Consider the following 11,062-nt stretch of genomic DNA (forward strand, 5'->3'; position numbering starts at 1 on the left):
CGCCGCCGTCGTGCGCGCAGAAGACGACAGCGCCGGGGACGGCGGCGAGCGGGAGCACCGCGGCCACCCTGAGCACATTGTCGGTGTGGGCCCGTGGGAGGGCGAGTGGCCCGAGGGCGACCACTGGGACCCGGAGCTCCTCGCGCACGGCGACCGGCGCAACGTCCTGGACCGCTACCGCTACTGGAAGCACGAGGCGATCGTCGCCGAGCTGAACACGCGGCGGCACGGCTTCCACGTGGCGATCGAGAACTGGCAGCACGACCTCAACATCGGCACCGTGGTGCGCACCGCGAACGCGTTCCTCGCCCAGGAGGTCCACATCATCGGTCGACGCCGATGGAACAGGCGCGGCGCGATGGTCACCGACCGCTACCAGCACGTGAGGCACCACCCCGCGGTGGAGGACTTCGTGGCGTGGGCGCGCGGGGAGGGGCTGCCGGTCATCGGCGTGGACATCTTCCCCGACTCGGTGCCGCTCGAGACGTACGAGCTCCCCGAGCGGTGCGTGCTCGTGTTCGGGCAGGAGGGCCCGGGCCTCACACCAGAAGTCCATGCGGCGGCGGAGGCCACCCTGTCCATCGAGCAGTTCGGGTCCACCCGCTCCATCAACGCCGCCTCAGCCGCGGCCATCGCGATGCACGCGTGGGTGCGGCGGTGGGTGTTCGGGCAGGGCGTGGGCTGAGCCGGTCCGCTATGCCCCGAAGGCCAGACCGACTGCGACCACGTCCCCCACCTCGATCCCCGCTGCCTCGCGGAACGCCTTGCGCAGGGGCACGAGGTAGCGGCCGTCCTTCGGCATGAGGGCGGTAGTCCAGTCCGAGCCGCTGATGCTCACGGCCACCGGGATGCAGCCCCAGCCGTACGTGAGCGACCGGGCCACGGCGGCGATCTCGGCGGACTCCCCGTCCGGCACCCGCACCCAGACGAAAGGCGCCGGTCCGCGCCATTCGATGACCTCGCCGTCGAACGTCAGCTCCACGCACAGAAGGCTAGCCCCACGGCCGGCGAGTGGCGATGGCCACATGCGCCGGTCTTCGCCGGGCGCGGGCCTTTGGAAGCGCCGGAGGCTGCCGGTACTGTTCCGGTGTCACAGGATCCCAAGGAGGGCTGCACGCATGGGCAGGATCGTTGTACACGAGTTCATTGCGCTCGACGGGGTCTTCGAGGACCCGTCATGGACGGCCGACTGGTGGCCCTGGGATCCGAGGATGGAGGAGGCAGTCGGCGCACTGACGGCCAGCGCCTCGGACATCCTCCTGGGCCGCAGGACGTACGAGATGTTCGCCCCGGCGTGGTCTGCCCGGACGGCCGAGGAGGACCCGGGGGCGCCGTTCTTCAACGAGACGCCCAAGCACGTCGTGACCTCGGGCCCGCTCACGGTCGAATGGAACAACTCCACGGCGCTCGGCACGTACAGCGCCGAGGCGATCCGCGACCTCAAGGCCAGGACCGAGGGCAGCATCTACATCAGCGGCAGCGGCCAGCTGGTGCGCGCCCTCCTCGCGGACGGCCTGATCGACGAGCTCCACCTCTTCGTCTACCCGATCGCGATCGGGAAGGGCGCCAGGCTCTGGGGCGAGGGCGCCGACTCGACGAAGCTCTCCCTGCTCGCCTCCGAGGCGTACAGCAACGGCGTGGTCCACCTCGCCTACGGTCCCCTCGGCGAGGTCTGAACCGGCCCGATGAGCAGCCCCCAGCCCATCACCGTCTCGATCGCCCGCACGGTCCAGCCCGGCTACCACCGCCAGTTCGAGGCGTGGGCCCACGCCGGGCAGGAGCTCGTGCGCGCCTGGCCCGGCTACCTCGGCTCCGGCTGGGTCCGGTCCGGCCCGGACTCGGACGAATGGCACGTCATGTACCGCTTCGCGGAAGCCGAGTCGCTGCGCGCGTGGGACGAATCGGACGAGCGGCGGTGGTGGCTCGACAGTGCGGGCGAACTCATGCAGGTCACCCGCGTGGAGCGCCGCACCGGGATCGAGGGCTGGTTCGACCAGCCCGGCGACGTCTCCATCACCGTGCCCGAGGGCATCGTCCCTCCTCGCTGGAAGCAGGCGGTCGCCATCTTCCTGCCGTTCTTCCCCCTCAGCGTCCTCGCGAACGTCCTGCTCCATCCCGTCACCGCTGAGTGGCCGCGGGTGCTCTCGGTGCTGCTGACGGTCGGCCTGCTGACGCCCATCATGACGTACTGGCTCCTGCCGCTGAGCACGCGGCTCCTCCGTCCATGGCTCACCGCACCGCCCCGGCGGCGTCCCGCCGACGCGGAGGCGCGGAGGTGAGCCGCGCCGGGCCCGACTGTGCCGCCGGGCCCGACTATGCCGCGTCGGCAGGAGCGCCAACGCGGGTGACCCCCGCGAGGTGCGCCGGGAAGAGGTCCATGGCCGTCCCGGACTCCTTCCACCACTGCGCAAGCGCGGCCGGCGGCTCGCCGAGCACGAGGGGCGCCGAGTAGGACTCGATGAGGGCCCCCGAGGCCGCCAGATGGTCGGCGATGAGCGACATGTGGAACTCCATGGACGAGCCGTCCGGATGGAGCTGGACGGTCGCGATGCGCTGGCCCTGCTCGTCGAGGAAGAAGTGGAAGGCCAGCACCTGGGGTTCTTGGGCCTCCACTTGCCCGACGATGGCACGGCACGCGGCCAGCGCATCATCCAGACGGCCCGGCCGGACCGTGAACGTCGAGATGTAGATGAATGGTGCGGACATGACTGCCTCCTGATGCCGGTGGCCCGCTGGCTGCGGGACCACTCTCAGGCTCTCTCCGAAGGGGCCTCCGCCACATCGGCCGATCGGGCCGGCTTGGGGTGCCCGGCATGGGTAGTCCTGCCCAGGCCAGGGTGCCATAGTGGTGGGCAGGAGGTTGGCGTGGCCGACACCGCAGATCATCTCGCGCAGGCCCGGTCCCTGCAGGGCGCGTCCGAGTGGCGGCGGGCCTGCGAGGAGTTCCGCGCCGCGGGCGGACTCCAGGCGCTCGGCGCCGAGGACCTGGAGCGTTTCGCCGAGTGCGCGCAGATCGCGGGGTTCCGCGACGAAGCCATCGCGGCACTGGAGCGGGCGTACTCGATGCGGGCTGCAGCCGGACAGGTGCGCGATGCACTGGCTTCCGCGTTCTGGCTGTGGGAGGCGTACGCGCTCAACGGCGAGTTCGGGCAGGCGAACGGATGGATGGCCCGGGCGCGCGAGCTCGGGCGCGAGGACGGTGGCGCCGAGCCGGGCTGGCCCCTCATCACGAGGGCCTACGGCTGCATCGGCGGGGCCGACTACGACAAGGCCAGACGGCTGCTCGCCCAGGCGCGCCAGGACGCGGTCGCGGCGCACGACGCCGACCTGCTCGCGTTCTCGACGCTCCTCACCGGCCGCGCGCTCGTCAAGGGCGGCCACGTGGCCGACGGCCTGGACAGGCTCGACGACGCGATGGTCGGCGTCCTCGCGGGGGAGACCTCGCCCCGGGCCACGAGCCTCCTGTTCTGCGCGGCGATCGGCACCTGCCACGAGGAGGCGCGCGAGATGGGGCGCGTCCGCGAGTGGAGTGCCGCCTTGGGGGAGTGGCTCGACCGGGTGCCGCCCTTCGGTGGTCCCTTCTACGGGAACTGCCTCACCTACCGCGCCGCCAACCTCCGCCTGGCCGGGCGGTGGTCGGAAGCGCTGGCCGCGCTCGAATCGGCATGCCGCTGCCTCGAGGAGGGCGGAGCCCTGGTTCTCGCCCACGCGCGCTACGAGCTCGGCGAGTCGCATCGGCTCTTCGGGCACGTTGCCGCGGCTGAGGCGGCGTATCGGGCGGCGGCGTTCTCCGGTGGCCCGACCCAGCCGGGACTCGCGATGCTGAGGCTGTCGCTCGGTGATGTGCCCGCCGCCGCGGCGGGGATCCGTAGGGCGCTCGGCGAGGCCAGCCAGCCGTCGGCACGAGTCGAGATCCTGCCTGCCGCGGTCACGGTCTTCGTCGCGGCAGAGTCACTCGAAGAGGCGCACGCGGCTGCTGGCGAGCTGGGCGTGCTGGCCGAATCCTTCGGCTCCCATAGCGTCCGCGCCGCGCACGCGCGTGCCCTCGGCGAGCTTGCCCTGGCCAGCGGGGACTGGCAGGAGGCCCTGCCTGCCCTGCGGAGGGCAGCCGACCTCTGGCGCGCACAGGACGTTCCGTACGAGACGGCCCGCACGTCCGTCCTGCTCGGCTCCGCCTATCGCGCCGTCGGCGACGAAGAGGCTGCCGCGCTCGAGCTTGTCTCGGCCCGCGAGGCCTTCTCCCGGCTCGGTGCCCGGCCCGACCTGGCTGCGGTCGAGAGCCTCCTCGAACCGGCTGCGGCGCCCCACAGCCTCAGTCCGCGCGAACTCCAAGTGCTCCGGCTCATCGTGCGGGGCCTGACCAACCGCGCCATCGCGGGCGAGCTGTTCCTCAGCGAGCGGACCGTCCACCGCCACGTGAGCAGCATCTTCGACAAGCTCGGGGTCAGCTCGCGTACCCAGGCGGCGACGAGGGCCATCGACAGCGGCATCGCGACCTCGGCGGAATGAGGGGGCGCTGTGGAAGACCGACGGCGTGGAAGACCGACGGCGCGGAAGACCGACGGCGTCGAAGACCGACGGCGCGTAAGACCGACGCCGGGCGGCCACCTCAGGGTGACCGCCCGGCGTCGTCTGCCTGTCCCAGCGTGCTGGGTGCCTGAGCCTGCCGGCTCTACGCCTGACCGCCTGTGGCGCGGGCCCTCCAGCGTACGGGGTACTCCGCGTGGCTAGCGCGCCGTGAACTCGGCGTGCCGCGCGTGCGCCTCGGCGACCTTCTCGCGGATCTCCTCGATGTCCTTGACCTTGTCGCGGTACTTCTTGTCCATCGCGAGGATGGCGGCCTCCTCGTCCATGAGCTCCTGGTAGACCCGCTCGCGCTCGGCCGGGTCGGCCGTGTACTCGAGGTCGAGGTAGCTCTCGGCGTGGCGGCGGGCGTTGTTGACTGCCGCGTGCGCCTTCCCGGCCTTGCTGAAGAGCGAGGCGAAGATCGTCACGAGCAGGACCCCGATGATGACCGTGAGCGAGAGGCCGGTGGTGATCTCGAAGACCGGGACGTGCTCGCCGCCGTTGATGAACGGGAGCGTGTTCTCGTGGAGGGCGTGGAGGATGAGCTTCGCGCCGATGAACGCGAGGATCGCGGCCAGGCCGAACGAGAGGTAGATGAGGCGGTCCAGCAGGCCGTCCAGGAGGAAGTACAGCTGGCGCAGGCCCATGAGGGAGAACGCGGTGGCCGTGAACACGATGTACGGGTTCTGCGTCAGGCCGAAGATCGCGGGGATCGAGTCGAGCGCGAAGAGCAGGTCCGTGCCGCCGATCGCGACCATGACCAGGAGCATCGGCGTGAGGACCTTCTTGCCGTTCTCCACGGTGAAGAGCTTGTCGCCGTCGTAGTGCTCGGAGGTGCGCAGGTACTTCCGGGCCAGGCGGATGATGAAGTTGTCCGCCTCGTCATCGCCAGAGTCCTCAGGCTTGAGCAGGTTGCCGGCCGTGATCAGCAGGATGATGCCGAAGACGTAGAAGATCCACGAGAAGCTGTTGATCAGGGCCACACCGAGGAAGATGAACGCGGTGCGCGCGATGAGCGCGAACACGATGCCGAAAAGGAGGACCTTCTGCTGGTCCTCACGCGGCACCCGGAAGCTCGCCATGATCACGAGGAAGACGAAGAGGTTGTCCACGGAGAGGGCCTTCTCCGTGATGAAGCCGGCGAAGTACTCGCCGCCCATGTCAGCCCCGCCGAACACGAGGACGGCGACGCCGAACACCACGGCCGCGCCGACGTAGATGGAGGACCAGATGGCGGCTTCCCGCAGGCTCGGCACGTGGGCCTTGCGGATGTGGAAGAAGTAGTCGAAGGCCAGGAGGCCGAGGATCAGGACGATCGTCAGGCCCCAGACAAGGGGGGATACGGACATGGTTTGCTGTCCCTTTCGCAGGTAGGCACTATCGCCACAAGTCTCTCCGCCACCCTGAACATGGATGGCCGCTGCACCCGGCCGGGCTCCCGCGCCCGACGTGCTGACGTGTGCAGCGCTTGGGATACTCCCCTGCGCTCTCCCTACTCTAGCGGACGACGGCGGCAGGTGGCGATCGGGATGAAAGCCCGCAGGCCGGGTAAGAGTCCCGAGACCGCGGGCCGGCTTGCCCGGACGGAAGCCAGCCCTTCCTCGAGTGAAGGAAGTGCGAGCCATGAGAGCAGTCGTCTTCAAGCGTCCCCGCAAGGTCTCGGTCGAGAAGGTCGACGACCCCCGGATCGAGGCGCCGTTGGATGCGATCGTCCGCATCACCACCACCAACATCTGCGGGTCCGATCTCCACCCCTATGAGGGGAGGGCCGTACTCAAGCCGGGCATGGTGCTGGGCCACGAGAACATGGGCGTCGTCGAGGAGGTGGGGCCCGGCGTCGAGCGCATCAAGGTGGGCGACCGCGTCTCGGTGCCCTTCAACATCGCCTGCGGCACGTGCCGGAACTGCGACGACGGCTTCACCTCGGCATGCCTGAGGGCGAACCCGTCGGGCCGTCCGGGCGCGGGCTACGGATACCCCATGATGGGGGACTACTGGGGCGGCCAGGCCGAATTCCTCCGCGTCCCGTGGGCAGACACGAACCTCCTGCGGCTGCCCGAGGGCAAGGACCACGAACGCGACTTCGCGCTCCTCTCCGACGTGTTCCCCACGGGGTTCCACGGGGCAGAGCTCGCGCAGGTGGGCGCGGGCAGCACCGTTGCCGTGTTCGGCGCCGGCGCCGTGGGGCTCCTGGCGGCGCACAGTTCCATCCTGCGGGGCGCTGCCCGCGTGTTCGTCGTGGACAAGGAACCCGACCGTCTCGCCCTCGCGACGCAGATCGGGGCCACCGCCATCAACTTCGCCGAGACCGACCCCTCCGAGGCGATCATGGACGCCACGGGAGGCTTCGGCGTCGACTGCGGCATCGAGGCCGTGGGCTACCAGGCCCACGACGCCGCGGGGAAGGAGCACCCCGCGATGGTGCTCGACCGGCTCGTGGACGTCGTCCGGGCCACCGGGAGGATCGGCGTGCTCGGCGTGTACGTCGAGCAGGACCCCGGTGCCGCGAACAAGCAGGCCAAGCAGGGCCGTGTCGCCTTCGACTACGGAACCGCGTTCATGAAGGGCATCAGCATCGCGGGCGGCCAGTGCCCCGTGAAGAAGTACAACCGCTACCTCAGGGACCTCATCATGGCCGGAAGGGCCACCCCCTCCTGGCTTGTCTCCCACGAGCTCTCCCTCGACGAGGCGCCCACCGCCTACAAGAAGTTCGACGCCCGCGCCGACGGCTACACCAAGGTGCTCCTCCATCCCTGAGCTGTCGTAGGGCCCGGCGTTCGGGTCGACGGCTCGAGGCGGTGCCCCGGCCCGAGGCGGTGCCCCGGCCCTGGGCGCAATAATGCCGGTCGGCCGTCCGACCACTCAGAAAGGTGCTCCGTTCCCGCCCACCGTGGCGGGGCCCCCGCGCTCTGGCGGGCGCGCGTTCCGGGAGGGCGGGACTGGCTGGGGAGGCGGGACTGGCTGGGAGGGCGGGACTGGCTGGGGAGGCGGGACTGGCTGGGAAGGCGAGATTGGCTGGGGAGGCGGGACTGGCTGGGGAGGCGGGACTGGCTGGGAGGGCGGGACTGCGCCCGCGCCTGCCTCGTTGTCCAGTCGGCCGAGGATGGCGGTGCGGTCGATCGGTTCCGCCGCATGTTCGAATCCGAGGAGCGTCCGCCACACGAGCTCTCCGCTGAGGCGCGGGGGTGCGCTCGACTGAATTCGGCCCTGCGCGAGGGCAGTGTCCGAAGGGTCGGCCATCTCCATCGGCACCTCGCGGCGGAGCGTGAACAGCGCTAGCGACTTGAGGGCATGGTGCTTCCCGCACAGCAGGGCCAGGTTCTCGGCGTCGGTGGTCCCGCCGTCCTGCCATTCGACCGTGTGGTCGACCTCTGAACGCCTGGCCGCGCGCGTGCAGCCGGGCACAACGCACACTCCGTCGCGGTACTCGATGAATCGCCTCAGCCCCGCGGGCGGTCTGTAGGCCGTCCTGCCCAGCCTTAGCGGAACCCCGCCGTCGTCGACGAACAGGCGCTGCCATGTGGGTGCCGCGGCGGCGAGCAGTCGGGCGGTCGTGGCATCGATGGCCCCGAAGCCTTCCAGCTCTGCGGGTCCATCCGACGCTCCCAGCGCGACTGCGGCCGGGATGTGCACCACGACCTCCGCCGAGATGCGGGACGTCAGCTCCTCGAACGAAGGGACATGAGCAGCACCTGGCGGGCTGCTGGGCCCAGCGGAGGACGGGCCGTTCGACGGGTCTGGAGACGAGGCTCCGTCCGTAGCCGTGGAATGCGGCAGGACGAATTGCGTGAGGGCATCCGCGCGCAGCTGCGGCAGGGTCCGGACCTCGTCGCAGCGCCCCTGGGCGGCGCGGGCCGCGGCGTCCACCCGTTCGAACACGGCGAGGCCTACCTCCGCTGGCAGCAGGGCCGTGAGCGAGCACATGCCGTCATCCTCGGCCTTGACCCACACGCCGCGATCGGCGCGTGCCCGCTCGCGGCGCTTGATGATCGATTCCGGGTGGCGGCGCTCCCGCAGGTTCCGTACGACGGCCCGGAACTCGCCGGGAGTCCTGAGTTGGCCCCGGCGCGTGTGGAGCTTGGTGAGGGCCTCGATCCCGAACGAGTGCGCGGACTCCTCGGGAAGGGTGGAGGCCTGTTCGACCACCACGCGGGCATGCGCCTCCGTGATGTCGCCGGAGGCGAGCGCATCATGGACTCCGGGGTGGGTCCCGACCAGCGCGGTCGAGAAGTTCACGGTCCGGGCGGCAGCCGCCTCTGACGTCCCGAGTGCTGCGGCCACCTCGGAAACGGTCGCGGCATGGGCCATCTCCCCGCCCAGCCGGGCGGGCTGACCGGAGCGCCCCACGAGGGGGGTCTCGGCAATATGGTCGTTCATGGCCGTCACGAGCAGGGCGGCGAGACTCGCGCGGTAGGCGTCGAGATCCGCCAGTGCGATGAGGCCCCGCGCAGCACCTTCGGCCGTGTTCAGAGTGGCGGTGTCCATCCAGAGCGCGCCGTGGAGCACCTTCGGTGCGCGGGAGCTGAAGACGAGCGCACTCGAGGGCGCCGCATCCTCGATCGTTGCCACGTGCACTGCCCCTCCTCGAGCTCAGCTTCCGTATTCCTCTGCAAGCGCCGAGTGCCAGCTGCAGCCGGTATCGACGTTCGAACGGTCAGAACTCTAATAGAAAATATGTTCTAAATACCAGTGCTGGAACCGCATCCCGATCGAGGTCTCGGCCCTCAGCGTGATCCTCGCCCTGGTTCCGACGACGAGCCAGAGGAGGCTGACCGTCGAGGGAGCGCCGCCGCGCCGTCGGGCGTCATGTGCCAAGCGGGACCACCGCGCCTGCGGTGCGATCGCTAGGATGGGCAGTGGCCAGCACGCGCTCATCCCGCGTGGACCTTCGCGGACCCAGACCAAGGAGTCTCTATGCCTATCGCCACTCCCGAGAAGTACGCCGAGATGATCGATGCCGCCAAGGCCGGCGGCTTCGCGTTCCCGGCGGTCAACGTCACCTCGTCGCAGACGCTGAACGCGGCGATCCGGGGCTTCGCCGAGGCTGGCTCCGACGGCATCATCCAGGTCTCCACGGGCGGCGCCGCGTACTGGTCCGGCGCGTCGGTCAAGGACATGGTCGCCGGCTCCCTGGGCTTCGCCGCCTTCGCCCGCGAGGTCGCCAAGAACTACGACGTCAACATCGCCCTGCACACCGACCACTGCCCGAAGGACAAGCTGGACTCGTTCGTCCTGCCGCTCCTGGCGGCCTCCGAGGCCGAGGTCAAGGCCGGCCGCGACCCGCTCTTCAACTCCCACATGTGGGACGGCTCGCACGAGGCCCTCGACGAGAACCTGCGCATCGCGAAGGACCTCCTGGCCCGCACCTCCGCCGCGAAGATGATCCTCGAGGTGGAGATCGGCACGGTCGGCGGCGAGGAGGACGGCGTCGAGAACGAGATCAACGAGAAGCTCTACACGACCGTCGAGGACGCGCTCGCGACCATCGAGGCCCTCGGCGCCGGCGAGAACGGCCGCTACATCACGGCCCTGACGTTCGGCAACGTGCACGGCGTCTACAAGCCCGGCAACGTCAAGCTCCGCCCCGAGCTGCTCAAGGACATCCAGGAGCAGGTGGGTGCGAAGATCGGCAAGGCCAACCCGTTCGACCTCGTCTTCCACGGCGGCTCCGGCTCGAGCGAGCAGGAGATCGCGGACGCCGTCTCGTTCGGCGTGATCAAGATGAACATCGACACCGACACCCAGTACGCCTTCACGCGCCCGGTGGCCGGGCACATGCTCGCCAACTACGACGGCGTCCTCAAGGTCGACGGCAACATCGGCAACAAGAAGACCTACGACCCCCGCGTGTGGGGCGCCCTGGCCGAGGCCGGCATGGCAGCCCGCATCGTCGAGGCCGCGCAGCAGCTCGGCTCCGCCGGCAAGTCCATCAAGTAGTCGGGAGGGTGCTCGTGAGCGACGAGTTCCGCACGAACCTGCTCGGTCCCGAGCCCACGCGGCTTCCGGCGGAGGACGAGGTCTACCGAGGCCTGGCGCTTGGCCACGAGGCCGCCGACCTCGTGGCCGAGCACCCTGAGTCCTCACTCCTCTGGGCAATCCTGGCCGAGGAGGCATGGGCCGAGGGCCGCACCGTTGAGTCCTACGCGTTCGCGCGCGTCGGCTACCACCGTGGCCTCGACGCGCTGCGGCGCAGCGGCTGGCGGGGCGCTGGCCCCGTCCCGTGGGAGCACGAGCCCAATCAGGGGTTCCTCCGTGCTCTCTACGCGCTTGGGCGCGCGGCGGCAGCGATCGGCGAGGACGGAGAGCCGGAACGCATCGAGAAGTTCCTCGAGGGCTCCGACCCCCGAGCCAAGGCGGCCATCGAGGCCCTCTGACACCAGCGCTGCGGCGGTACCCGCGGCGCTGAAGGAAATCGACGACGGCGGGGGGGGGGGGGGGGGGGGGGGGCCGGCCCCCCCGGGGGGGGGGGGGGGGGCGGACCCCCCCCGCCAAGGCG

At 70.3% G+C, this 11,062-nt stretch carries 11 protein-coding genes; 7 read left to right on the forward strand and 4 right to left on the reverse strand.

Annotated elements, in window-relative coordinates; translation table 11 throughout:
- Nucleotides 1–76: 76 nt before the first annotated feature.
- Nucleotides 77–685, forward strand: a complete 609-nt coding sequence (locus tag ABCQ75_RS05165; RefSeq protein ID WP_345883770.1) for a TrmH family RNA methyltransferase — start codon at nt 77–79, stop codon at nt 683–685.
- Between the two features lie 9 nt (nt 686–694).
- Here ABCQ75_RS05165 and ABCQ75_RS05170 read toward each other — a convergent pair whose 3' ends face one another.
- Nucleotides 695–982, reverse strand: coding sequence for a DUF1905 domain-containing protein (locus ABCQ75_RS05170; protein ID WP_345883562.1), 288 nt, complete (start codon nt 980–982; stop codon nt 695–697).
- Nucleotides 983–1,118: 136 nt separating this feature from the next.
- On the opposite strand from ABCQ75_RS05170, the gene ABCQ75_RS05175 reads away from it, so the two are divergent.
- Nucleotides 1,119–1,676, forward strand: coding sequence for a dihydrofolate reductase family protein (locus ABCQ75_RS05175; RefSeq protein WP_345883563.1), 558 nt, complete (start codon nt 1,119–1,121; stop codon nt 1,674–1,676).
- A gap of 9 nt (nt 1,677–1,685) precedes the next feature.
- Nucleotides 1,686–2,279, forward strand: a complete 594-nt coding sequence (locus ABCQ75_RS05180) for an antibiotic biosynthesis monooxygenase (RefSeq protein ID WP_345883564.1) — start codon at nt 1,686–1,688, stop codon at nt 2,277–2,279.
- A 34-nt stretch (nt 2,280–2,313) separates the two neighbouring features.
- Here ABCQ75_RS05180 and ABCQ75_RS05185 read toward each other — a convergent pair whose 3' ends face one another.
- Nucleotides 2,314–2,706 carry a putative quinol monooxygenase gene (locus ABCQ75_RS05185; RefSeq protein ID WP_345883566.1) on the reverse strand — a complete coding sequence of 131 codons (393 nt, stop codon included), beginning with the start codon at nt 2,704–2,706 and terminating at the stop codon, nt 2,314–2,316.
- A gap of 159 nt (nt 2,707–2,865) precedes the next feature.
- On the opposite strand from ABCQ75_RS05185, the gene ABCQ75_RS05190 reads away from it, so the two are divergent.
- Nucleotides 2,866–4,509 (forward strand): helix-turn-helix transcriptional regulator, encoded by a 1,644-nt coding sequence (locus ABCQ75_RS05190; protein WP_345883568.1) that lies wholly within the window; start codon nt 2,866–2,868, stop codon nt 4,507–4,509.
- A 218-nt stretch (nt 4,510–4,727) separates the two neighbouring features.
- Here the strand turns inward: ABCQ75_RS05190 and ABCQ75_RS05195 are convergent, their stop codons facing one another.
- Complete coding sequence (locus ABCQ75_RS05195) at nt 4,728–5,915, reverse strand: TerC family protein (protein ID WP_345883570.1); 1,188 nt, start codon at nt 5,913–5,915, stop codon at nt 4,728–4,730.
- A 274-nt stretch (nt 5,916–6,189) separates the two neighbouring features.
- Between ABCQ75_RS05195 and ABCQ75_RS05200 the strand changes: the two genes are divergently transcribed.
- Entirely contained in the window at nt 6,190–7,323 is a 1,134-nt protein-coding gene (locus ABCQ75_RS05200) for a glutathione-independent formaldehyde dehydrogenase (RefSeq protein ID WP_345883572.1), read from the forward strand.
- 105 nt (nt 7,324–7,428) lie between these two features.
- On the opposite strand, the gene ABCQ75_RS05205 is transcribed toward ABCQ75_RS05200, so the two are convergent.
- Nucleotides 7,429–9,135 carry an HNH endonuclease signature motif containing protein gene (locus ABCQ75_RS05205; RefSeq protein ID WP_345883574.1) on the reverse strand — a complete coding sequence of 569 codons (1,707 nt, stop codon included), beginning with the start codon at nt 9,133–9,135 and terminating at the stop codon, nt 7,429–7,431.
- A gap of 345 nt (nt 9,136–9,480) precedes the next feature.
- Here ABCQ75_RS05205 and fbaA point away from each other — a divergent pair, with 345 nt between their 5' ends.
- Both fbaA and ABCQ75_RS05215 read left to right on the forward strand, forming a co-directional pair.
- Entirely contained in the window at nt 9,481–10,503 is a 1,023-nt protein-coding gene (gene fbaA, locus ABCQ75_RS05210; RefSeq protein ID WP_345883575.1) for a class II fructose-bisphosphate aldolase, read from the forward strand.
- A 14-nt stretch (nt 10,504–10,517) separates the two neighbouring features.
- Entirely contained in the window at nt 10,518–10,940 is a 423-nt protein-coding gene (locus ABCQ75_RS05215; RefSeq protein ID WP_345883577.1) for a DUF3151 domain-containing protein, read from the forward strand.
- The last annotated feature ends 122 nt before the right edge of the window (nt 10,941–11,062 follow it).

It is taken from the genome of Sinomonas halotolerans (assembly GCF_039615075.1).
GTDB classification, from domain to species: Bacteria; Actinomycetota; Actinomycetes; order Actinomycetales; family Micrococcaceae; genus Sinomonas; species Sinomonas halotolerans.

What these genes read in the sequence shown, in the direction of transcription:
- ABCQ75_RS05195 (WP_345883570.1), bottom strand. Translation starts at nt 5,915, where the DNA reads ATGTCCGTATCCCCCCTTGTCTGGGGCCTGACGATCGTCCTGATCCTC.
- ABCQ75_RS05180 (WP_345883564.1), top strand. Translation starts at nt 1,686, where the DNA reads ATGAGCAGCCCCCAGCCCATCACCGTCTCGATCGCCCGCACGGTCCAG.
- ABCQ75_RS05185 (WP_345883566.1), bottom strand. Translation starts at nt 2,706, where the DNA reads ATGTCCGCACCATTCATCTACATCTCGACGTTCACGGTCCGGCCGGGC.
- fbaA (WP_345883575.1), top strand. Translation starts at nt 9,481, where the DNA reads ATGCCTATCGCCACTCCCGAGAAGTACGCCGAGATGATCGATGCCGCC.
- ABCQ75_RS05175 (WP_345883563.1), top strand. Translation starts at nt 1,119, where the DNA reads ATGGGCAGGATCGTTGTACACGAGTTCATTGCGCTCGACGGGGTCTTC.
- ABCQ75_RS05200 (WP_345883572.1), top strand. Translation starts at nt 6,190, where the DNA reads ATGAGAGCAGTCGTCTTCAAGCGTCCCCGCAAGGTCTCGGTCGAGAAG.